Consider the following 24,025-nt stretch of genomic DNA (forward strand, 5'->3'; position numbering starts at 1 on the left):
TTTCTATCTGCTTGCGAGTCAAATTCTTTAATATGTATATCTATGAGAAAAATTGCCATCACTGCACTCCCGCTTCATTGAGGGCTTTATAATTATCGCACCCGCTTTGAACGCCCAAATAACATGCCTTGCCGAAGTATTGCTTAGCCATAGAGAGATTTTGCTTCACGCCTTGTCCACTGTTATATAGCACACCTAGATTATTGCACGCACCAGCTTTTTTCATATCGCAGGCTTTTTTCCATAGTTCGCGTGCTTTGTGGTAGTCTTGTCGCACACCTTTACCATCATAATACATTAGCCCTAAGTTATAGCAAGACTCTGATTGTGCATCGCTAACTTTGTTGCACCCGATTTCATCATATTTCTTTGCATTAAAATAATCATTTAATTCATAGTAAGTAAATCCTAACATTGTATACGCGCGATTATCCCCTAAAGCAATAACTATCTCAAAGTATGGTATTGCCTCTCTATAATGTCCTGCCTTATAATAAACTGCACCTATAAAATAACAATTACCTTTACCCTTATCTTTACCACATTGCTCCACGCTTGCTAAACCATTATCAATCAATGTTTGACACACATTTTTATTGTCTTGATAAAAGCATTCATCTACAGCCCTTTCCCACTCATTTTGACTCATCGCACCCATTCCCACGCTTAGCAGACTTACTATGACTCCACATATTAACACTAGCTTTTTCATTCTTTTCCTCTTTGTTTTTGTTGGAATTGCGCAAAAATTTGATAGTCAATTTCCATAATTGTCTCTACTAAGTCTTTCAAGCTCTCCCCATTTGGATTGTGTAAGGCGTGAAATACTCTTTGATGTTGTTGAGAAAAATTTGATAAACCATTTGGTTTGCCAAAAAGTGCTAGAAAATTTTGCACTGCCATTGTGGTAGAACCTTGTGGCATACCACTGTCTATATTTTCACTTGCTATTGTAAAATCACTGCTAGAATCAGAGTTTTGCGCTATAAAATAGCAAGTGATAAACTGCCAATCAAAATATTTATTTTTCTTTAATGAATTTTGATACTTATCTATACACTCTTTGCAAACCTCAAATCGTAGATTTTCTATTCCCTCAATTTTAAGCCCGCCATCTACGAGATAAAACTCGTTTTGCGCTTTAGATTCGTTGCAGCCTTTGCATTGTATATTTTTCATCGCTTGCCATCCTTTGTTAATTTTCTTTTTATACTCCTTAAGAATAGAATCTACCCTAGTCTTATTACGAGATTCCCTACCAAAATGATTAGTTATATCAAACCAGCAAACAACCTCAAAATTTACTACACTAACTTTGTTAGAATCTTGCAATTCATACAACATTGGCAAATTCATCATATCAACCCCCAATTTTTCAAACTCTACTTGTGGAGTAGCACTTACAGATACTATGATTTTGTCATAATGTCTGACTTTGTTGTCGTGTTGGAGTTCTTGCTTAGTTTTTTTAAATCTAAATCCAGCTAATTTATCTTGTGGCTCTTGTAAAACCATATATTCCAAATAAGTGCGATACTCCAAGAAACATCTTTCAAATTCAATAAAATCAGAAATAGATTCCCCAAGCACTACGGATTCTTGCTGTGTATGCCCAAAGCCACCAAAAATATCCCAATTCCAATCAACATTAGGGAAATAGTATTCCATAACAATTTTTACATCAAGCAATCGCCTTTGTTTTTTATCTTGAATAATGGATAAAAGCAATGGATAACCACCAACTAATATCATCATTACAGCAAGTGGTATAGCATTGACTAGAAAAGAGGGAAACTCTGGATAGATTACTTTTAAATATCTTTCAATAGGGGTAATGAATGATGCTACTAATAGCAAGATTACAAAAAATCCTAAATATGGAATATATTTTTTCATTGTCGTTCCTTTAGTTTGGGATTATGGAATTTTTGCGTGCGGTTTTTTGTAGTGAGAAAATCACAAGAATAAAGAAAATACTATAAATTGACATAAGCAAATTAGCAAACCAATCGCTTTGACTTTTATCGTTAGTAAAGAGATTTGCCACGCCAAAGATATATTTTGGATTCCAAGTTAATAGCCACGCACAAGGCACAAGATTTAGCAGTGTAAAAAATCCAAAAAATTTGATTTTTTCAAACAAAATTGAGAAACATAAAGCCACACTTAAAATGCCCCAAAAGATACTCCACCATATTTTTTCATTGAAAAAATCTTTTTCAAAAAATAACGCCGTAGCAAAACTCCCCACCAAAATAATAAACCACGAGAGAATCTTTAGCAAATCCGTGTGGTGCTCTGAAGTGTGTCGATAAAAACAAAGTTGGATTAAATCAATATAATTTTTACGCTCATTGTTTGGATTTTCTTTTGAATGTGGTTTGGGCAATCTTAGCTCAATTTCTTTTGCATAGAGTTCTATTTTATACCAAGCTGAAGCGTCTAGCAAGTTATTATTTTCAATCAATACATTTTTTATCGTGCGAAATGAATCGCGTGCATTGCTTGCATAGCGAATTTTAAATTCATTATCTTGTTTTGATTTGTCATCATAATATTTGTCTTTCTTGTATCTTTCTACAAAATTTTCAATATCCTTAAAATCTATATTATCCATTTTGACATTGATAAAATTTGTCCCTTGTAGATTGGCAAACACGCAAGTAGAGAAATTTGGCGCAGAATTAAAAGTAGCATTATAAAACGACACTATGCCATTAAAAATACTTTCGTGAAAATCCGCATAATTGTGAAAAACAGCGTGGTTAAAAAACACATTGCCATTAAACTCGCAGTTGGTGAAATATACTCGCTTTTTAAAAATGCAACGCTGAAAATCTATTTTGATATTTTTGCGCTTATTGTTGTATTTGATTTTTATAGGTTTGTGTATGATGATTTCATCATTTTTACCTTTAGAAAAGACTTCTGTGTCATTGCATTCTTCGTATATGTCGCTTATGCTAAAGCTAGAAATATTATCGATAGACAAAACATAGAGATTTTCTTGTGAATTGTATTGTAAAGAGAAGTATTGATTTTGTGCCATCACTGCACTCCCGCTTCATTGAGGGCTTTATAATCATCGCACCCGTTTTGATAGCCCAAATCACACGCCTCGCCGTAGTATTGCTTAGCGATAGAGCGATTTTCCTCTACACCACTTACCCCATAGTAATAATGTAATCCTATAAAATAGCACGCTAAAGCATCTTCCAAATTACAGGCTTTATTGTAGAGTTCGCGTGCTTTGTGGTAGTCTTGGCGCACGCCTTTTCCTCCCTCATACATTCCTCCTAGGCCACGGCACGATTGACCAAACCCCGAATCACAGCCTTTTTTGTAGAGTTTGGTTGCTTTGTGGTAGTCCTTGACCACAATGTTATCGCTACTATCGATACTATAAAGTTCTGCCAGTATACTACAAGCTGCTCCTTGCGTTTTGCCTACTTTGTCGCAACCACTTTCAAAATATTTTATAGCATCTTTTGCATATGTAAGGTTATATTTGTTTGGTTTTGGTTTATGTGCTTCTGGTTCTGCTCCAAATAAAGCCAATCCTGCAATAATACAATTATTTTTTGCTTGGGCTATTGGTTTTCCTTTCTCTAGCTCACTACTACACTGCTCCACACTTGGCAAACCATTATCAATCAATGCTTGACACGCGCTTTTATCACCATTTTTGCAATTATCATAAGTTCTTTCCCACTCCTCCTCACTCATTGCACTCATTCCCACGCTTAGCACACCTGCCAAGATTCCGCATATTAGCACCAACTTTTTCATTGTCCTACCTTGCGTATCAGCGTGATTTTGGGGTTGAATGCGTGCGAGAGGAAATGTGCGTGATATAAGTCCGCGCAAGAGCGCGCAGGAGCGCAATAGTTGAGAAAATTTTTCTATTAAGAGAGAGAGAGAGAGAGAACAGCGTTTGTTTCAGCAAACTTTAAGTTTCTAGCAAATCCCTGCTTTAAGTTATTTTTCATCACCAAATCCTTTTGTGTAAAATTATTAGGTTGCGATTGTAATACAATCTCACCACAAAGTCAAGGTGGTGTATTATAGCATTATTTTAAGCGACTAATACTCAATGTCGCGCTTGCGGAGCTCATCTCTAATATGGCGCATTTGGATATTTTTATCAAAGCACCACTTCGGCGCGAGCAAACTCTCCTCGTGCGCTCCAGCACTCACGCGTTGCACCACGACATTTTGTGGCATACGCTCTAAAGACTCTATAATAAGCTCGCTATAATCGTGCAGATTGATTGGCTCGTATTCGCCAGCCTTATACATTTGGGCGAGCTTCGTGCCACTCATCACATACATTGGGTGGATTTTAATCCCATCAATCCCCCAACTAAGCACAGATTCTAATGTGTGGAGCATCATCTCCTTGCTCTCTTTTGGGAGTCCATAAATGATATGCGCACACACTTTCACGCCCGCATTTCGCGTCTTTTCAAAGAGTTCCTTTGCGCCCTCAATGCTATGCCCGCGATTGGTGAGTTTGAGTGTCTCATTATGCACCGATTGGATTCCATATTCAAGCCAGATTTCCTTGCCCTGCTTGACATACCCGCCTAAAAGTCCAAGCACCTCATCACTCACACAATCTATGCGCGTGCCAATGCTAAGCCCCACCACATTTGAGAATCCAAGCGCACTATCATACAATGCCTTAAGCGTATCAAATGGCGCGTAAGTGTTAGTAAAAGACTGAAAATAGATAAGATACTTTGCGATTCCAAATTTGCGCTTATGGAACTCCGCGTGCCACAAAAACTGCTCTTTTAATTGCGCGAGTTGCTTTTGAAGCAGTGGATTATGCGTGAGGGAAAAATTCATTTTTACTTCGCTTCGTTTGGCGATTTTTACCAGACTTGGCGAGAATGATTCATTATCACAATAAATGCACCCCCCGCTTGCCACGGTCCCATCGATATTAGGGCAAGTAAATCCTTGCAAAGAAATGGGAATCTTACGCACGCGCTCGCCAAAGCGAGATTTGAAATATCGCCCAATGGTTAGAATTGTCTTCACTGATAACTTCCTGCGTTTGATTTGTGTTGTTTATGCTTGCTCACGCGATTGTTTGTGGAGCAAAAACTCATCGACATATTTCCCATCAAAGCACGCCTTGCAAAACTTCATATCCCCGCCAATGCTCTGTAACATTCCCTCAATGGATAAAAAGCCTAGGAAATCCGCGCCGATATACTCACACACTTCCTCTATGCTTTTGTTCGCACAAATGAGCTGGTCTGTATCAGGCGTATCCACACCATAATAACAAGGACTAATCGTAGGTGGAGAAGAAATAAGCATATACACTTTCCTCGCACCAGCCTTGCGCAAGATACGCACGATTTGCTTGCTAGTCGTCCCACGCACGATAGAATCATCAATCACAACCACATCTTTACCCTTAATGATACTTGTGATTGGATTGAGCTTTAAGCGCACTTTAAGCTCGCGCGATGACTGCGTAGGCTCGATGAAAGTGCGCCCGACATAGTGATTACGGATAATGCCTAGCTCAAAGTCAATGCCACTTTGCTTAGAGTATCCTAACGCCGCCGCCACACCAGAATCTGGCACGGGGATTACCATATCTGCTTTGAGTTTAAATTCCTTTGCCAAACGCGCGCCGAGATTTTTGCGGATTTCATAGACATTTTTTCCATACACTTGACTATCAGGGCGCGAAAAATACACATATTCAAACACACAGGGCAATTCCTTTGGCGCAAAGACTTGGATACTCTTTGGCTGTGTGTCGCCAAGCGGAGAATACGCACCCTCAAATACAAGCATTTCGCCCGCTTTAATATCACGCACAAAACTCGCTCCAATCAAATCAAACGCGCAAGTCTCACTCGCCACGATATAGCCCACAGAACCATCATCATTTTCTATTTTGCCTAGACTAAGCGGGCGCAATCCATATCTATCACGCACGACAAACATTTTAGAGCGTGAAAGAAACATAAAACAATACGCACCATCGACAAGTTGAAGCGCATCAATGATTCTATCTACTAAGTGTTGTTTGTTTGAACGAGCGATTAAGTGAATAAGATTCTCTGTATCAAGGTGGCTTTGGAAAATCGCGCCATTTTTGGTAAGCTCCTCACGCAATTCTTTAGCATTGGTAAGATTCCCATTGTGCGCGATTGCCATTTCACCAAGCGAATAACGCGCAAAAATAGGCTGAGCGTCATTAAGAGAATCTTCACCAGCGGTGGCATAGCGATTATGTCCTATGCTTGATTTGCCCTCCAATTTGGCGAGTTTGCGTTGGGTAAAAACTTTCGTAACTAATCCATTTCCCTTAATGGTGGTGATTTTTGTGCCATTTGAGCTGGCAATCCCGCTTGCTTCCTGCCCTCTGTGTTGCATTGCAAAAAGCGCGTAATAGCTAAGCAGACTTGCATTTTTGACATTATACACGCCCACGACCGCACATTCTTCGTTCCATTCTCTTGTTGTTGTTTTTGCTAATTGCATAATTTTGCCTTAATCTTATCTTTAGTTTTGGCGGGATTGTAGTGTAATTTTATTAACTTAAATCTTAAAAGAAAGGAGATACAAAACTGCCTTAAATTCCTTTTATGCTTGATATATCTTGTCTAACGCAAACCTTGCGCTCATTATCTATCAGCATTTTGCGCTCCCCGCTCCATACTTTTTCTCCAATGCTTCTTTGAAGAATTCCTTTTGTGTTTTTGGAATCTTATCGGGGTGGTGCAAACGCATATGCTCGACATATTTGTCATAGCTTGGCATTCCCACCAAAAGATGCAAAAATCTATCAGAGCGTTTATAGAGGGCATAAACCCTCTCTCCAAACGCTCTCAAACGCTCAAGCTTTGTCATTGCAACTTAGCCGTGTGCGGGGATTTTGCCCTCATAATCACTTGCTTTAAGATATGGAGTTTCTGCAAGTGGGATTGTTGGTTTCCCGCCTATACATTGCAAGCAGATTCTAATGCACTGCACGAGCACAAGGCAAGTTACAAACATAAACAATCCACACAAACACGCATTTATGAGGTTATTTGTTGCGATTGTTTGAAGTTTTTCCGCTTCTTGTGTAAGTGTAGCGATAACTTCTGGGTCGCTCTCTGCAGTAATCTCGGCGAGTTTTTGTGCAGCCTTTGCTCCATTATTTTGCCATAGCGCAATGTGGCTTACCGAATCGTGGATTTTCTCACCATTTGCAGGGAGGAGTTTTGAGACACCAGCATAAAGCGTGCTTACCAATACCCATATCGTAGGCACAATCGCCACCCACGCTTGCTTTGCTTTCCCCATTTTGAAAAGCACGGTAATTACCGTGAGCAATGCCATTCCAGCAAGCATTTGGTTTGACACACCAAAGAGTGTCCAAAGTGATTTTACTCCACCTTGTGGGTCTGTAACGCCTTGATACAGGATATACCCCCAGCCAAGCACACAAATAAATGTCGCCACAACGCCCCAAAATAACGATTGAATATTGCCAATAGGCTTATACACATTACCGAGCACATCTTGCACCATAAAGCGTCCAGCGCGAGTGCCCGCATCAACCGCAGTCAAAATAAACAACGCTTCAAATAAAATCGCAAAGTGATACCAAAATGCCATAGAGCCTTGATTAAACAATGGGACTTGAGAGATAATGCTCGCCAAACCAATAGCAAAAGTCGGCGCACCGCCTGTCTTACTAAGGATAGACTTCTCGCCAATATCATCAGCCATTGCGAGAATCTCCTCAGGTGTGATGACAAATCCCCAAGAACTTATCGTTTGCGCTGCGATAGCTGCAGCTTCAGCGATGTCTTTCACTCCCGCAGTGCCAAGCCCAGCAGGTGCTACATTGATAGAAAAGTATAATCCCGGAGTGAGAATCACCGCTGCCACAAGTGCCATAACTGCCACAGCAGATTCCATAACCATTGAACCATAGCCTACCGCTCTAGCGTGCGATTCCTTTTCGAGCATTTTTGGCGTAGTCCCGCTTGAGATAAGCGCGTGGAATCCACTTATCGCGCCACACGCAATGGTAATAAACAAAAATGGAAAGAGTTGCCCGCTAAACACAGGACCTGTGCCATCGATAAACTTCGTAGTGCTAGCAAACTGCACATCAGGGGCGACAAATAAGATTCCAAGTGCCATTAGCACAATAACACCAATCTTTAAAAATGTGCTTAAATAATCGCGTGGTGCGAGTAAAAACCACACAGGCAAAATCGCCGCAATAAAGCCATACACAATGATGACATAAGTAAGCTGGACGGGACTAAGCGTAAAAATCTCTGCCAAAGTCGGGTCAGCTGCTACATCGCGTCCAAAATACAACGCCAAAATAAGCAAAGTAAAGCCAATAATGCTCGCTTCACCAATCTTGCCCGGACGCAAAAAGCGCATATGCAAGCCCATATAAATGGCAATTGGTATAGTCATAGCAATAGTAAAAAGTCCCCAGGGTGATTCTGCGAGGGCATTGACAACCACAAGAGCCAAAATGGCAATAATTAACATCATAATGCCTAAGATTCCAATCATTGTAATGCTTCCCACGCCATTACCAAGCTCTAACTTGATAATCTCGCCCAAAGACTTTCCGTTACGGCGCATTGAGACAAAAAGCACGGTGAAATCGTGAACCGCACCCGCTAACACCACGCCTACAACAATCCAAATCATACTTGGCAAATATCCCATTTGTGCGGCGAGGATTGGACCTACGAGAGGACCTGCACCTGCGATAGCCGCAAAATGGTGTCCAAAAAGCACGATTTTGTTTGTCGGCACAAAGTCGCGTCCGTCATTTTTCACCACCGCTGGAGTAGCACGATTATCATCTAAACCTAAAACCTTATACGCAATGTATTTGGAGTAGAATCTATACCCTATCGCATAGATACATACTGCCGCTACAACTATCCACACCGCCGAGATACTCTCGCCTGTGTGTAACGCTAGCACGCCAAAACACGCCGCGCCAATAACCGCCACTACTGCCCAAAGGGCGTAACTCACTATTGTGTTCATTCTATTCTCCTTGAAAAATCTCTGTCAAATTGCTTGACAATCTTGGATTATATAGGAAATTTCGTTCTCTTATCAAGGTATTGTTTAAAATTTGCTTACAAATTTATAAAATTGTAAAACTCCATAATAATCACAATAAAAAATATGGAAAAATTGCATAATTTCTCTAATATAAATTTTATAAATGCCGATATGTTAGGCATTTATGCTTTTATATAAACTTGTGAGATTTATTTCAAAATTAAAAAACTTAAAAATGTTGGAGTATTGCATTGGAACACTTTAAAATAAAACTATGGAAAACACTGTTATTTATGGCATTTTTGTATGTCGTGTTTTTTGCGTTTCGTGGGTTGTTTGTCCTTTATCTTGGGCAAGAATATGATAGCGATGATATTACAAAGGCGTTTTTTAATGGTGCGCGCTATGATGGACAAATTATCGGTGTTGTGTCTGTGATATTTTTCATCGTGGGGGTTGTGTTTGTTCGTAAGGAATTTTGTGCCAAGATTCTCAAAATATTAGGGTTTGCGTGTGTGATTGTTATAAGTTTTGTCAATGTCGCTAATATCGCGTTTTATCAGGTCTTTGGTGATGTGTTTAATGCAAACTTACTAGGGCTTGTCTTTGATGATAGAAGTGCGATTTTTGCCACCATAGCAAGCGGGCAATACAATGTCTTGCTAAGAACACTTGCTTGGCTTGCTATAAGTGCTGTGCTGTGTTACATACTTGGTGCGATTTTTGGAGTGATTGATAAAATCTACGCTCCAAGTGCCACCAGCAGGCTTCATCAGCACCACCACACGAGCAACAAAACGACCATTGTTTTGCTTGCGATTCTTATCCCTGCCACACTTTTTAGTATCAATGGGACGATTGGATTAAAGGGTGTATCTTTAGGCAAAGAGATTTTACCCGTTAGTGATACCTTTTTGCGTAAGGCTAGCACGGGAGCATTACGAGATTTGTATTTGGTATATAAAGGTTATAAAAAAATAGCCAATTCGCATTTTAATGATTATGTAGATGAATCGCCAGCACAAAGTGCGATAGCGTTTGCGACATACAAAAGCGAGCTCCTGCAAAAATCGCCTCCCAGCGATACAAACCAACAAGAAATTGACTTATTAGAGCTTTTATCTCATCGTGTAAATAACCCAGATTACGACCCTGCTGTGCTAGATTCTCATATCGCTTTGCCAAAGATAGAGCACATTTTTTATATCGTTGCGGAATCTATGAGCGAATGGCACTTTGATAGTGAGTTTGATGAGTTAGGGCTAAGCCGTGAGCTTAAAGAACTCATCGCCAATGGCGCATATAAAGCAGATATATTTTTACAAAACGCGGGCAACACTATCGCAAGCCTTGATGTGCAAATCAGTGGATTGCTCCAAACTGACATTCCACTAAGTCTAATGGCAGGACGACTAAAGCCACTTAAAACTGCTCCTGCAGTGATTTTAGATGATTTGGGATATAGGGGGACATTTTTTTATGGTGGCTCGGGCACTTGGCAAAAACTTGATAGTTATGTAACCACGCAGGGTTTTAGAGATATTTTTTATAACACGCATATTATCCAAAACTCCAAAATCAAGGGGTATTCATCGCCTTATGACAATTCTTGGGGTGCTTTTGACCACCACTTATTTTCTTTTGTGCGCGATAAATTGCTTGCAGATTCTAAGGCAAACCCAACGCAAAAGACCTTTAATATGATTATGACCACTTCTAATCACCCACCTTATGATGCCCCTGTGGAATCTTTTGGCGTGCCTACTAAAGAGATTCAAGCCTTTATCGCTTCTCACCCAGAAATCACACAAAAAAATATCACGCCAACTCTTTTAGCACATATTTATTACCAAGACAAAGTCATTGGAAGATTTATTCGTGAAATGTCTTCAAACCTGCCAAACTCACTTTTTATCATCACAGGCGACCATTATGATAGAGAATATCCTAAAAAATCTGCCAACGCGAGAATCACACACTCTGTCCCGCTTATTGTCTATGCGCCAAATCTCAATCCCAAACCGCTCTCTAATGTGGGCTCGCACATTGATATAACACCTACTATCATTGAGCTAGTCGCGCCTAATGGTTATAAATACGCGAGCTTTGGTGATGCAATGCTCCAAAACAAAGCAACCATAGGCAGAGAGCACAATGAAGCGTTTGGCTTTGGCATAATTGCTAATCAAAGATTTGTCTATGATGGCTACAAGCTGGAATATATGGGCGATGGTGTGGAGCGTAGTGGCGATAAAACCGAAGCAAATGGTATTTTTGATAATCTACAACGCGCAAAAGCTCTAAGCTGGTGGATTATCAATAATGGCTATATAATCCCAAATGACGCGCCACCTAAGGACGATGAGTAGAGTTATCGCGTGCCTTTGTGCTTGGTTTTTTCTCGCCCTTAGCGCAGAGGTGGTGGAGTTTAGCGTGTATAAAAAAGACAATCTCACTAACGCGACATACTTCGTAAGCGAAAAGTTTGATGGCGTGCGTGGCGTGTGGAATGGCAGGGAGTTAAGAACAAAGCGTGGCAACCTTATCAACGCCCCAGAGTGCTTTTTACGCAATTTTCCACCATTTGCCCTTGATGGCGAGTTGTGGATTGGGTATGGGAAGTTTGAAGAAGTAGCGAGCATTGTCGCACGCACAAATCCTGTATGTGAAGATTACGCAAATATAGTGTATAAAGTCTTTGATGCGCCTACCTGCGGACAAAAATCATCTAAGCGAGATTCTCAATGTCGCTTAAGCGAGCGCTTAGACAAAGTGCGGGCATTTATCACGCAACATACGCCTCCACACATTGAGCTTATCGAGCAAAGCGCATTAGAATCTCGCGATAAAGAATTTCAACGCACTTTAGATAGAATGCTTGACAAAGTGCTAAGCAATGGTGGCGAGGGGTTAATATTACGCCCTGATGAGAAAGGGTATAAAAGCGGGAGGGCAAAAAATGCCTTTAAGCTAAAGCCTCACAATGACGCCGAATGCAGAGTGATAGGACACACGCAAGGAAAAGGAAAATTTGCGGGTAAAATGGGTGCGCTTATTTGCGAGCAAGAAATCAGCCAAAATGATGATATTGCCACTTTGCGCCCTTTTGCTAATACAAATGCCCTAGATTCTAAACAAAAGCCAAAAAAATACACAATAACCTTTAAAATAGGCACGGGCTTTAGCGAAGCAATGCGTGAGAATCCACCCAAAATTGGCACAATAATCACTTACAAATACAATGGTTTTAGCAAAAATGGTTTGCCAAAAAACGCTGTATTTTTACGAGAATTTGTTAGCGTGCCATAAAGTTTTTAGGCTAAAATTATGCTTTTAATTTAGCACACAAAAAGAGTAAAAATGGATAAGATGACCTTACAATCTTGCGCGCGTGAATATGGCACGCCATTATATGTGTATGACTTTGATACTATCTCAGCGCAATTTAGCGCGTTTAAAGAGGCTTTTAAGGCGCGCAAATCACTTATTTGCTACGCGCTCAAGGCAAACTCTAATCTTAGCATTATCAATCACTTAGCAAAACTTGGTTGTGGTGCGGATTGTGTGAGCATTGGTGAAGTCAAACGCGCCCTAAAGGCAGGAGTGGAAAAATATAAGATTATTTTTAGTGGCGTGGGAAAAAGCGATGATGATTTGCGCGAAGCTCTCAAATATGACATTTTATTTATCAATGTGGAGAGTGAGGCTGAACTCTCGCGTATAGAATCTATTGCTAAAGATTGTGGCAAAATAGCGCGCATTTCGGTGCGTGTAAATCCTAACATTGATGCCAAAACACATCCTTACATTTCCACAGGATTGCACGAGAACAAATTTGGCGTTGATATACAAAATGCCAAAAAAATGTATATTATGGCGAAAAATTCGCCACACCTAGAGCCGATAGGCATTCATTTTCATATTGGCTCGCAACTCCTAGAACTTGAGCCAATCTTACAGGGCGCAAAAAAAATCACCGAGCTTCTCCATAGTCTGCTTGCGCTAAAGATTGATATTAAGTTTTTTGATATTGGTGGAGGCATTGGTATCACTTACAAAGATGAGCAAGAAATCACATTATATGACTACGCGCAGGGCATTTTGGGAATCTTGCGCGGACTTGATGTAACTATTATTTGCGAGCCCGGTCGCTATATCGTTGGGAAAAGTGGCGTGCTCTTAAGTAAGGTGCTGTATGAAAAACACAATGGCAAAAAACGCTTTGTTATCGTTGATGCGGCGATGAACGACTTAATGCGCCCTACCCTCTATGGCGCATATCATCGCGTGAATATCATAGCAAAGGCGCGCGACACACAATCTAGGCCAAAAGATTCCAAAGGTTGCAAGGCCGATATTGTCGGGGCGATTTGTGAAAGTAGTGATTTTCTAGCAAAAGACATTGAGATAGAATCGCTAGATTCTGGGGATTTGCTTAGCTTTGAGAATGCTGGGGCGTATGGATACTCAATGTCAAGCAATTATAACACGCGCTTAAAGCCCGCAGAAATAGGCATAAAAGAGGGAAAGAGTTTTGTCATCAAACACAGAGAAACATTTGAGAATCTTATCGCCGATGAGCTAGAACTCCTCCAAAGGAATACCAATGCAAGATAAACTATTAGAGCAATTTAGGGCACAAATTGATAGTATCGATGATGAAATACTTTTGTTGCTAGAGAAGCGAATGGGTTTGGTCGATGAGATTGGCAAACATAAGAAAAAAAGTGGAAGTGCGATTTATCGCCCTGAACGAGAGAGAGCAATTTTAGAGCGATTAAACAAAAAAGGAGTAAAATTCCTAAACGATAAAGCCATCGGTGCAATTTTCCAAGAAATTTTTGGAATCGCACGAAATTTAGAACTCCCAGAAAAAGTGGCATTTTTAGGTCCTGTTGGGAGCTACACACACCAAGCAGCACAGGAGCGATTTGGTGCGATGAGCGAATATATCGCGCTTAATAATATCTCCTCTGTCTTTAAAGCCCTAGAGCAAAAGCGTGTAAAATATGGCGTTGTGCCTATCGAAAACAACACCAATGGAATGGTGGGCGCGACTATTGATAATCTTGCGTGCAGTGAGCTTAAAATCATTGCTGAAATTGTGATTCCCATTCATCATAGTCTTGCTTCAAAAAGCGAGCACTTAAGCGAGATTACAAAGATTTATTCCAAAGATATTGCCTTTGGACAATGCGATGAATTCCTCAAATCTCACAACCTTGATGACTTAGAGCTAATCCCCGTAGATTCCACCGCTAAGGCTGCCCAACTTGCTAGCAATGATTCCAAATCAGGCGCGATTTGCTCTAAAGTAGCCGCAAAACTCTACAACTTACCCATTATGTTTGAAAATATTGAAGATTCAAACAACAACAAAACGCGCTTTGTGGTGGTAAGTGATTTTACCAATAATCCTAGTGGAAGCGATAAAACTTCTGTTTTTGCAACTTTACAAAACTACAAACAATCTGCCGCATTGCTTGGATTACTCGAGGATTTTAAACACTTTGGCATTAACATTACTAAAATTGATTCACGCCCTATCCGCTCTAAAAGTGATATTTTTGCGTTTGGATTTTATTTGGACTTTAAGGGGCATTACCTTGATGAAAATATCAAAGCCCTCTTTACCAAACGCACTAAGGAGCTAAAATGGCTAGGAAGTTATGTGTGTAGCTATGACTTTGAGGAGTAACAATGATTACATTTCAACCTATAGATTTAGAATCTAAAGATATTTTTACCCATTATTTAGCGCGAGATTCCCTCGTGCTTTCGGATATGAGTTTTGCGAATTGCTTTATTTGGCGTAATGCGAGGGATATTTGCTTCGCGCAGGTGCAAGATTGCCTAGTGATACAAACGCGCTATGAGGGCAAAAATCCCTACATTTTCTACCCCATAGGCGATGGTGATAAGCAAGGCGCGTTAAAGATGTGCAAGGAATTCTACGCACAAAATAACCTCGCGCTTGAAATCCACGCACTTAATGCTACCCAAGCAAAGCACATTCACGCGGAGTTTGGCATACAGCCACAAGAAAATAGAGATAGATTTGATTATGTCTATAATGTGCCTGAACTTATCACACTAAGTGGCAGAAAATATCACAAGAAAAAAAATCATCTCAACTTTTTCTTGCAAGAGCATAAAAACTTTGTGTTTGAGGAGATTTCTACACACAATGCAAAGGAAATTATGCAAGTAAATGATAAGTGGTTTGAGGCAAATCCTAACAAAACAGAGGGGTTAAAGTTTGAGAATTTGGGCATAAATGACGCACTAAGATTCTATGATGAGTTGGGATTAAAAGGTGGGATAATCCGCGTAAATGGCAATATAGAAGCCTTTAGCTTTGGTGAGGTTTTACACGGGGATTTGGAGGGCAAAAAAGTCGCACTTATGCACATCGAAAAGGCAAATCCGCAAATTAGAGGCATCTATCAAGCAATCAATCAACAAGTCCTAGAGCACTGCTTTGCTGAATGTGGTTTTGTCAATCGGGAGGAAGATTTAGGCATAGAGGGCTTAAGAAAGGCTAAGCTAAGCTATCAACCCTGCGCGTTGTTAGAGAAATTTGAAGTTGTGATTAAGTAATGCACAATAACACGCAAGATACACAACCAGATATACGCAATGAATACCTTGTGCTTAGGGCTTCGGCTGGTAGTGGTAAAACCTTTAGCCTAGCGTTGCGCTTTGTGTATTTGCTCTGCAAGGGAGCGAAGGCGTGGGAGATTCTCACACTGACATTTACCAAAAAAGCCTCTAATGAAATGCGTAGTAGAATCCAAAAAAATCTAAAAAATCTCTACACAGATTCTCTGCACGGCACACTTACGAGCAACGATACCTTTGTATCTTTACAAGCAAATGGCATAGATGAGGAATTTATCAAGCACAACATTAAGAGAATCTATACTCAATTTATGCAAACCCGCCCAAAAATCACTACCATTGATTCATTTTTTTATAGCATTTTACAGAAGTTTTGCTGGCACGCTGGAGTGAGCAATGCCTTTGAAATAAGCGAATATGACAATATGGCTCTATATGAGCGATTTGCACAATGCTTAAGCCAAAATGAGCGCAAAAGCATAGCAAAATTTTGCTCTGTCAATGATATGCGTATAGAGGATTTTTTAGGTTTTGTAAGTAAATTTAGCGAGCAAAAGCACGCATTAAGGCAAACAGAGCAAAAAATAAACCTAAAAGAAGTGAAAAATAGCATAGATTCCATAATGGAGCATTTGCGCCAAGAAATTGCCACAAAGCCAAATATCAAGCAAGTTGGCATTAACGCACTAAACTACAAACATATCGAGGATATAGCCCTCAAAACTTGGTTAGCAAAAGCAAATCCTAACGACTATAATTATTGGAAAAAAATTGATTTAAGTCATCTTACCAATGACTTTAACGCGCTCAAAAAGCTTTTATGTGTGTATTATCAAATCAAACAAAATGCTATATTTACGCAAGTACATACCTATATTGATAAGTTTTGTAGTATTAAGTACGACTTTTTACGCCAAAAAAATATCCTCACGCACGAAGATATTACACGCAAAGTGCATAATTTATTGCACTCAAACATTGATAGGGATTTTTTTTATTTTCGTCTTGATGAGAGGATTATGCACATTTTGCTTGATGAATTCCAAGATACAAGCATTATCCAATACGAAATCTTGCGCCCGCTTATTGAGGAGATTCTCTCTGGCAAGGGGAGAATTGATGAGCGAAGTGTGTTTGTAGTGGGCGATGAAAAACAAAGCATTTATAGCTTTCGTGGGGCATTTGTGGAAGTGTTTAATGCGATTCAAAAAGCACCATTTATCACACAGAGTTTGAAAAAAAATTACCGCTCCAAAAGCAACATTGTTGATTATATCAATGAAGTTTTTACGCCACAATATCCTCACTATATCACCCAAGAACTTCCCAGCACGCAATCGAGCAAAGAGGGATTTATAAGTGTCAAAGAATATGAAAAATTTGATGAAGAATCTGTATATGAAACGCTTTGTTACTTGTTAGAAAATGGTGTAAATCAAGATGATATAAGCATTTTAGTATGGAAAAATGATGAAGTGGAGCGTATAAAAGATTTTTTAAAAGCTCAAGATTCCTCTCTTAATATCATCGCTGAGACCACAAAAAACTTTTTTGATGTATTCCCTTGCAATGTGCTCATACAGGCACTCAAATACCAAGACGCGCAACAACAAGAACACAAAAATTTCTATGCAAAAAATATCGCAAAATTGCTTGGCAAGGGCATTATGGAATCTGTATCTTTGCCAGAGTATAAGGGAAATATGGGGCAATATGTGTATGAAGTGATAGAATCTTTTTCACTTGGATGTGCGATGAGCGCGAGATTCTTAGAGAAAGTATGCGAATATGACAAGATAGAGGAGTTTTTAGCCTCATATCAATCACTTGAAGTCTCCGCACCAAAAGAACACTTAAATGGCATAAAAATTATGACTATCCACAAATCAAAGGGCTTAGAATTTGAGCATTTGATTGTGTGTGATGGCTTTGGTAAAAAAAAGGGAGATACAAACAAATTTATCCCACAATATGAGAGTATTACCCTTAAAGATATGTATTTTAAGTTTGATGGGCGAGAAAATGTCGATGAGGACTACAAGCAAATCTTAGAATCTTATGAACAAACAAAACGAAACGAATCAATCAATGTGCTTTATGTCGCGCTTACTCGTGCTAAAAGCTCTCTTTGCATTCTCAAAAAGCAAAAAAGCTCTCAACTCGAAACACTCAATCTAACGCCCACACAAATCGGCACACTCTCAAGCAAAGACACCTCACAAAAACAATCGCACGAAAGCCAATATATCGCACTGCAAAATCTAGGCAGGCAAGAAAATTTTGTCCGCAACCAAAAAGAATCTAGTGAATTTAATGTCGCAAGCATAATGTTTGGAAAGGCTTTGCATAGCTATTTTGAATATTACTTTGGAATGAAAGAAACGCATTTGCCAACGCTTTGGCACATTATGCAAAACCTCTATGGATTCTCACTCTCACAAGATATGCGCCAAATCGTGCAGGGCAAGTTTGAGCGCGCATTAGCAAATCCACATTTACAAACCATACTCTCTAGTGGCACGGTATTTAGTGAGGTTTCTTATTTGTGTCAAAACGAATTCTACCGCATTGACGCGCTCATATTTACACAAAAAGAAATTATCGTGCTTGATTACAAAAGCTCTAAAGAACCAAAAGAGGAGCACTTCACCCAAGTAAAAAAATATATGGATTTTCTTGCGACACTCAGCACCAATCCCATTAAAGGCTATCTCATCTATCCATCAGCGCAAGATATATGTGTAGAAGTCATATAAGTGTGTTACTTAGAGAATCTTAGGCTAGTGTTGCAAGCCCAACAATGGCTTTACATCACTAAAGGCTTGCTCTAGCCATTCGCACGCTATCTTTTTGCCTGCCTTGCAGTCTCTATCGGCGATTTGCAAGTGCAATGTAGCATACATTTTTGTCTTATCACTATTTTGCTTCGCACCTTGTGTGCCTGTGTGGTATGCGTGTGCGAGATTCCCACAGCCCAAGAAACTCCCTAACTCACAAGCCCTCTGCCAATGTTTTATCTTATTATCCTCCACTTCTCCTAGCGATACACACGCGGGAGCATATCCACGCTCACAGCTTTTGGCTAAAATTTCCTTGCCTTTGGTGTGTATATCTTTATTTGCATTTATCGCACCTCTAAGGTAAAACTCCGCTTCCACCACGCAATGTTTAGCACTTCCACGCTCACAAGAATGTGCGAAACTCTCAACGATTGCTTCGCATTTTTGTAATGAACCTTTGGGCGTTTTTTTGACACATTTGCCAAACTCCGCAAGTTTATCATCAAACTTCACGCTTTTAATGAGCTCTATTACTTCCCAATCACTGCTTGGTTGTTGCATTTTTGTCGCAGTGGCTTTGTGCCAGCAGGAATTAAACAAAACCCCCAAACATACTAAAATCATCAATGCGAGCATTCTTGTCATTTATCATTCCTTGCTAAATCTCAATGTTGGCATTTACTCTCCGCTCATTGCTTCGCTTTGGGCGTGGGTGATAAGCGGGTCGATTACAGAATCCAAATTGCCAGAGAGCATAATCTCTTCTAAACTATACAAAGTAAGGTTAATTCTATGGTCGGTTAGGCGGTTTTGCGGGTAGTTATAAGTGCGGATTCGCTCACTCCTATCGCCACTACCCACTTGCTCTTTGCGGTTTGCGCCCTCCGCCTTTGCTTTGTTTTCTAGTTCCATTTCATAGATTCGCGCTTTTAAAATCTTCAACGCCTTATCTTTGTTTTTGTGCTGGGATTTTTCATCTTGCATAGAGACAGAAATGCCTGTGGGGATATGCGTAACGCGCACCGCTGAATCGGTAGTATTGACACTTTGCCCGCCGTGCCCACCACTACGAAACACATCGATTTTTAAGTCATTTGGGTTGATATTCACCTCCACATCATCGACTTCGGGCATTATGGCAATCGTTACAGCGGAGGTGTGGATACGCCCTTGCGATTCTGTCTCTGGGACGCGCTGGACGCGGTGCGTCCCGCCCTCGAATTTAAGCCGCGAATACACGCCATCGCCCTTGATAAGCGCGATGACTTCTTTGTAGCCACCGACATTATTTTCGCTTGAGCTTATGATTTCGACTTTCCATTTGCGTAAATCCGCGTAGCGACAATACGCTTTAAACAAATCGCCCACAAAGATTCCCGCTTCATCACCTCCCGTGCCTGCGCGGATTTCTAAAAACACATTTTTATTGCCATTTGGGTCTTTTGGGATTAGGAGGATTTTGATTTGGGATTCTAGTTGCTCTTTGGTGCTTTCTAGTGATTTTAGCTCCTCTTTGGCAAGTTCGCCTAATTCTTTATCGTCCAAAAGTGCCTTGTTTTCGTCAATTTGGTGCAAAATCTCAATGTAGCGTTTCGCGCTTTGGGCGATTTCCTCTAAGTCGCTTTGCTCTTTGCTTAAAGTTTTAAGTCTAGTAATGTCGCTTAGCACCTCTTGACTTTGCAAAAGAGTGCTAATCTCATCATAGCGAGCGATAATAGGCGTGAGCTTTTGTGTGAGCATAAGTTGCGCCAAGCAATGAAAATCTTATGCTCGTTATTTTGTAGCGATTTTTTTTACGCCAGCATTGAGGTGGGAAACTTTTCTAGCAGCGGTATTTTTTTTCAAAATTCCCTTGCTTACGAGCTTATGGATTTCTTTGTTCGCTGTTTTAAAAAACTCCTGTGCCTTAGCGACATCTTTGCTATCAATAGCCTCTCTTAGGCTTCTTACCATATTTTTAAGCTTGGTCTTGTAATAGCGGTTGCGCTCGGTTCTTGTCTTTGTTTGTCGGATGCGTTTTTGTGCAGATTTATGATTTGCCATTGAATTTAATCCTTTTATAAAAAATTTTAAGGCAAAATTGTGCCAAAATTTCAATTAAATGAAGTTTAAATCGCCTCTTATTTTGTAAAATTTATAACACATTAAGGAGAGAGTATGAGCAAAAAGGCAGATACAAGGGTTTTTGGCACTGATGGCGTGAGAGGAGAAGCGGGGAAATTTTTGACACCAAACTCTGTCATTCGCTTAGGACAAAGTGCGGGAATCTACTTCCACCAAAACACACAAAGCACGAGCAATAAGATTCTAGTCGGCAAAGACACGCGCCGTAGTGGTTATATGATAGAAAATGCACTTGTATCAAGCCTCACTTCTGTGGGTTATGATGTGATTCAAATTGGTCCTATGCCTACGCCCGCAGTTGCTTTCCTCACGCAAGATATGCGCTGTGATGCGGGGATTATGATTTCTGCAAGCCACAATCCCTTTGAAGATAATGGGATAAAATTTTTTAACCATTTGGGATTTAAACTTGATGTAGATTCCGAAAAAGAGATTGAAAAAATCTATTTTAACGATGATTTGCTCAACTCCTCATTAAAAAGTGGCTTAGAGATTGGGAGCTCAAAGCGCATAGATGATGTAGTCGGTCGCTACATCGTGCATATCAAAAACTCTTTTCCCAAACATTTAAGCCTTAAGGGAATGCGTATAGTGTGTGATTGCGCTAATGGTGCGGCGTATAAAGTCGCACCTACGATATTTAGTGAGCTTGGAGCTGATGTGATAGTCATCGCCGATGAGCCAAACGGGCATAACATTAACGAGCAATGCGGCGCGATGTATCCGCAGATTCTCGCTGAAGAGGTGCAAAAACATCGTGCAGATATTGGATTTGCGCTTGATGGCGATGCGGATAGGCTCGTGGTAGCTGATGATAAAGGCGAAGTAGTCAATGGCGATAAACTACTTGGTGCGCTCGCACTCTATCAAAAGCAAAACAACACCTTGCAAGGCAATAAAATCGTAGCCACTACGATGAGTAATCTTGCGCTAGAGGAGTTTTTGGGCTCGCACGATATAGAGCTTGTGCGCTGTGGCGTGGGCGATAAATTCGTCATAGAATCATTACAAAAGCAAAACTTAAACTTTGGCGGGGAGAATAGCGGGCATATCATTTTTAGCGATTATGCTAAGACAGGGGACGGCTTAGTAAGTGCCCTGCAAGTGCTCGCCTATCTCAAGCAGACAGGCAAACCCTCACATATCGCGCTTAATCCCTTTAAGCTCTATCCAAGCGAAATGTGTAATCTAAGCGTGTCCAAAAAGCCACCATTAGAACAAATCTCTGGGCTTCAAACGCTCCTAGATTCTATCACACAATCAGGCAATCGCCACCTCGTGCGCTACTCTGGCACAGAAAATAAACTAAGAATCTTAATCGAGGGCAAAAATGCCAAAAGCATAAAAGCACAAATGAGCGAGTTAAAAGCCCTCCTCTCTCAAAATCTCGCCTAAATTATTAAGAGACATTATGGACTTTAAAGAAGTGATAGCAAGCATAAAATCCGCAAGCCACAATCTTGGAATGAAAAAGTTTGTGATTCTTACCACGATTGCGTTTGTCGTTTTCACACTTGACCAAGCCATTAAACTTGCCTTTATTGCGGGTTTTAACTTTGAGTGCGAGGCTTTTACACTTGGTAACGCCCAAATGTATAACGCCCTCGTGTATAACACAGGTGTAGCGTTCTCACTCTTTGCCTTTCTTGGCGAGTGGTTGAAGTTTATCCAAGTGCTCTTGCTTGTCGCGCTCTTTGCCTTTACGCTTTTTGGAGGATTATTAGCACAGCATTCTATCGCCTTTGGGCTTATATTTGGGGCAGGGGCAAGCAATGTGTTTGATAGATTTATCCGTGATGGCGTGGTGGATTATGTGTATTGGCATTATGGCTTTGAGTGGGCGATTTTTAACTTCGCCGATGTGATGATTGACTTAGGTGTGGGCATTATCATTCTTCAAATGATTCTTGCGAAGAAAAAGACTGATATAATGAACTAAATATATAAAAACTTACATATTTTTACAAAATTAGTAATGGATTTCATTTGCTTTTTATTTACCTTTCTGTTTATAATTTCTCTCGTGCTTTGTCATACAAGGCAGGCACAAAATTTTAATACAAGGAGTTCATTATGAACAAGTCAGTATTTTCAGCGTTCTTAGTAGTGGCGTTAGGAATCTGCTCACTTAATGCAGGTGAGACAATCTCACAAGAACCTGCAACAAGCTTGCAAAAACAAGATATGGAATTGCTTTTTGGAGCGAATGCAGATGCGAAAGATTTAAATGTCGCTACGCTTAGCGAAGAAGAGTTGAAAAACACTCAGGGTGAGTTTTGGGGAGCGATAGTAGCCATTATAGCTGGTGGCATTGGTGGTAGAATCTTTGGAGATTTGGGAAAGAGCAAATATTAAAATTTGACTCTAAATTTTACCTAGCTAACCTTAAGTTTTTTACTTAAGATAAATTTATTTTAAAGGAGTAACAATGAAAAGAGTTTTTTTATTAGCTTTTGTAGCAATGCTTGGTGCTTCAATGCTTAGTGCGAGCGAAGTGCGAACTCAACAAAGTGTAAGTGGCTTACAAAGCCAAGAGTTAGAGTTTCTCTTTGGAAACAATGTTAAAGCTAACGATTTAAATATCGCTGTGCTTAGCGAAGAGGAACTTAAAGAAACTCAAGGTGAGTTTTGGGGAATGGTAGCAGCCATTGTAGCTGGTGTCGACCTACTTGAACGATTGGGAGATAGATACCTATGGTAACCCAAAACTTCTGCGGTGGGCGTTACACCCACCCATTTAGAATCTACAAAAAAACACTACAAACACTCGTCCTTAAACTATTCTTGTTTATTTTCTGTTTCATTGGAAGTATGCAAGCCATTAGTCCTGCGGTTTTTGTAGCAGTGTATGAAGATGATGACCTTTCTTGCAAAACTTGTCATTTGCGTTTAGGGCTAGGCGGATTTTCTGCACCTAATAAAGAAATCTCTACCAAAACCTATGGTGGCTATCTCAACGCCGATATGGGTTTTGGTATAGGAAATACCCAAACTTTTAGAGTTGATTTAGAGATTCTTTTAGGATTGGGTAAATTAGATATTGGCAATACTCCATATAGCTTTGTCTCTGGGGACAGAGCATTTATGTTAGAAATACACCCTAGCGTTGGCGCGAATATCTTATCACAAAACTATCCATTGTATCTTAGTGTAGGGTATAGGGGAGAAGCCTACAACATTGCAAAAAATAAAGGTTATGAGCGAGCACTCAATAGTGCAACTTTAGAGTTAAATGGCGCACTCCCTACACAATCAGGCTTCACTATTGAATACGCTCTAGGCTATGATTATCTCTTTGCTGGGAGTTATAAATTTGGTGAAGTAAGTGGGAACTCTGCTCTCAACAATGGCTACACTTTGCGCGCTTCGCTAGGATTCTCTCATAAACTTACAGAAAATACTTTATATTATCTAAGAGTAATAGGGAAATA

At 40.1% G+C, this 24,025-nt stretch carries 22 protein-coding genes; 11 read left to right on the forward strand and 11 right to left on the reverse strand.

Annotated features, from left to right (window positions below):
- Positions 1–58: 58 nt before the first annotated feature.
- The 8 genes from ACWIUJ_RS06290 to ACWIUJ_RS06325 all read right to left on the reverse strand — a co-directional run bounded on the left by ACWIUJ_RS06290 (position 59) and on the right by ACWIUJ_RS06325 (position 9,048).
- On the reverse strand, positions 59–712 hold the full coding sequence (locus ACWIUJ_RS06290; RefSeq protein ID WP_454169676.1) for a tetratricopeptide repeat protein: 654 nt from the start codon (positions 710–712) through the stop codon (positions 59–61).
- Positions 709–1,896 (reverse strand): hypothetical protein, encoded by a 1,188-nt coding sequence (locus ACWIUJ_RS06295; RefSeq protein ID WP_454169677.1) that lies wholly within the window; start codon positions 1,894–1,896, stop codon positions 709–711. Before ACWIUJ_RS06295 ends, ACWIUJ_RS06290 begins: the two co-directional genes overlap by 4 nt.
- A gap of 10 nt (positions 1,897–1,906) precedes the next feature.
- Positions 1,907–3,049, reverse strand: a complete 1,143-nt coding sequence (locus tag ACWIUJ_RS06300; protein WP_454169679.1) for a pentapeptide repeat-containing protein — start codon at positions 3,047–3,049, stop codon at positions 1,907–1,909.
- The gene (locus ACWIUJ_RS06305) at positions 3,049–3,789 is read right to left on the reverse strand and encodes a tetratricopeptide repeat protein (protein WP_454169680.1); all 741 of its coding nucleotides are present in this window, start codon (positions 3,787–3,789) and stop codon (positions 3,049–3,051) included. Before ACWIUJ_RS06305 ends, ACWIUJ_RS06300 begins: the two co-directional genes overlap by 1 nt.
- Before the next feature lie 294 nt (positions 3,790–4,083).
- A complete protein-coding gene (locus ACWIUJ_RS06310) occupies positions 4,084–5,046 on the reverse strand; it encodes a TIGR01212 family radical SAM protein (protein ID WP_454169682.1) in 963 nt (320 codons plus the stop codon).
- 30 nt (positions 5,047–5,076) lie between these two features.
- Positions 5,077–6,513 (reverse strand): amidophosphoribosyltransferase, encoded by a 1,437-nt coding sequence (gene purF / locus ACWIUJ_RS06315; RefSeq protein ID WP_454169684.1) that lies wholly within the window; start codon positions 6,511–6,513, stop codon positions 5,077–5,079.
- A gap of 150 nt (positions 6,514–6,663) precedes the next feature.
- The gene (gene kcuS / locus ACWIUJ_RS06320; protein WP_454150729.1) at positions 6,664–6,882 is read right to left on the reverse strand and encodes a KCU-star family selenoprotein; all 219 of its coding nucleotides are present in this window, start codon (positions 6,880–6,882) and stop codon (positions 6,664–6,666) included.
- 6 nt (positions 6,883–6,888) lie between these two features.
- Positions 6,889–9,048 (reverse strand): carbon starvation CstA family protein, encoded by a 2,160-nt coding sequence (locus ACWIUJ_RS06325; protein ID WP_454169686.1) that lies wholly within the window; start codon positions 9,046–9,048, stop codon positions 6,889–6,891.
- A gap of 314 nt (positions 9,049–9,362) precedes the next feature.
- Here ACWIUJ_RS06325 and ACWIUJ_RS06330 point away from each other — a divergent pair, with 314 nt between their 5' ends.
- Genes ACWIUJ_RS06330 through ACWIUJ_RS06355 form a run of 6 tightly spaced genes read left to right on the forward strand, consistent with a single transcriptional unit; the run spans position 9,363 to position 18,446 of the window.
- A complete protein-coding gene (locus ACWIUJ_RS06330; protein ID WP_454169687.1) occupies positions 9,363–11,438 on the forward strand; it encodes an LTA synthase family protein in 2,076 nt (691 codons plus the stop codon).
- Complete coding sequence (locus ACWIUJ_RS06335; RefSeq protein WP_454169688.1) at positions 11,431–12,378, forward strand: DNA ligase; 948 nt, start codon at positions 11,431–11,433, stop codon at positions 12,376–12,378. The genes ACWIUJ_RS06330 and ACWIUJ_RS06335 overlap by 8 nt, the downstream gene beginning before the upstream one ends.
- Before the next feature lie 60 nt (positions 12,379–12,438).
- A complete protein-coding gene (gene lysA, locus ACWIUJ_RS06340) occupies positions 12,439–13,686 on the forward strand; it encodes a diaminopimelate decarboxylase (protein WP_454169739.1) in 1,248 nt (415 codons plus the stop codon).
- Complete coding sequence (pheA, locus tag ACWIUJ_RS06345; RefSeq protein WP_454169690.1) at positions 13,676–14,767, forward strand: prephenate dehydratase; 1,092 nt, start codon at positions 13,676–13,678, stop codon at positions 14,765–14,767. Before lysA ends, pheA begins: the two co-directional genes overlap by 11 nt.
- Before the next feature lie 2 nt (positions 14,768–14,769).
- The gene (locus tag ACWIUJ_RS06350) at positions 14,770–15,669 is read left to right on the forward strand and encodes a DUF2156 domain-containing protein (RefSeq protein WP_454169692.1); all 900 of its coding nucleotides are present in this window, start codon (positions 14,770–14,772) and stop codon (positions 15,667–15,669) included.
- Positions 15,669–18,446 carry a RecB-like helicase gene (locus ACWIUJ_RS06355; protein ID WP_454169694.1) on the forward strand — a complete coding sequence of 926 codons (2,778 nt, stop codon included), beginning with the start codon at positions 15,669–15,671 and terminating at the stop codon, positions 18,444–18,446. Before ACWIUJ_RS06350 ends, ACWIUJ_RS06355 begins: the two co-directional genes overlap by 1 nt.
- Before the next feature lie 24 nt (positions 18,447–18,470).
- Here the strand turns inward: ACWIUJ_RS06355 and ACWIUJ_RS06360 are convergent, their stop codons facing one another.
- Genes ACWIUJ_RS06360 through rpsT form a run of 3 tightly spaced genes read right to left on the reverse strand, consistent with a single transcriptional unit; the run spans position 18,471 to position 20,513 of the window.
- On the reverse strand, positions 18,471–19,115 hold the full coding sequence (locus tag ACWIUJ_RS06360; protein ID WP_454169695.1) for a hypothetical protein: 645 nt from the start codon (positions 19,113–19,115) through the stop codon (positions 18,471–18,473).
- Between the two features lie 33 nt (positions 19,116–19,148).
- Positions 19,149–20,210, reverse strand: coding sequence for a peptide chain release factor 1 (gene prfA / locus ACWIUJ_RS06365; protein WP_454169696.1), 1,062 nt, complete (start codon positions 20,208–20,210; stop codon positions 19,149–19,151).
- A 33-nt stretch (positions 20,211–20,243) separates the two neighbouring features.
- A complete protein-coding gene (gene rpsT / locus ACWIUJ_RS06370; protein WP_454169697.1) occupies positions 20,244–20,513 on the reverse strand; it encodes a 30S ribosomal protein S20 in 270 nt (89 codons plus the stop codon).
- A gap of 114 nt (positions 20,514–20,627) precedes the next feature.
- On the opposite strand from rpsT, the gene glmM reads away from it, so the two are divergent.
- From glmM to ACWIUJ_RS06395, 5 genes are all read left to right on the forward strand, one after another.
- Positions 20,628–21,989 carry a phosphoglucosamine mutase gene (glmM, locus tag ACWIUJ_RS06375; RefSeq protein WP_454169699.1) on the forward strand — a complete coding sequence of 454 codons (1,362 nt, stop codon included), beginning with the start codon at positions 20,628–20,630 and terminating at the stop codon, positions 21,987–21,989.
- 70 nt (positions 21,990–22,059) lie between these two features.
- Positions 22,060–22,533 carry a signal peptidase II gene (gene lspA / locus ACWIUJ_RS06380; RefSeq protein WP_454152014.1) on the forward strand — a complete coding sequence of 158 codons (474 nt, stop codon included), beginning with the start codon at positions 22,060–22,062 and terminating at the stop codon, positions 22,531–22,533.
- Between the two features lie 134 nt (positions 22,534–22,667).
- Positions 22,668–22,949 (forward strand): hypothetical protein, encoded by a 282-nt coding sequence (locus ACWIUJ_RS06385; RefSeq protein ID WP_454169701.1) that lies wholly within the window; start codon positions 22,668–22,670, stop codon positions 22,947–22,949.
- Positions 22,950–23,022: 73 nt separating this feature from the next.
- On the forward strand, positions 23,023–23,295 hold the full coding sequence (locus ACWIUJ_RS06390; protein ID WP_454169703.1) for a hypothetical protein: 273 nt from the start codon (positions 23,023–23,025) through the stop codon (positions 23,293–23,295).
- A partial coding sequence (locus tag ACWIUJ_RS06395) for a hypothetical protein (RefSeq protein WP_454169704.1) occupies positions 23,289–24,025 on the forward strand: 737 nt, incomplete at its 3' end. The genes ACWIUJ_RS06390 and ACWIUJ_RS06395, both read left to right, overlap by 7 nt.

The sequence above is a fragment of the Helicobacter sp. 23-1046 genome (assembly GCF_053654635.1).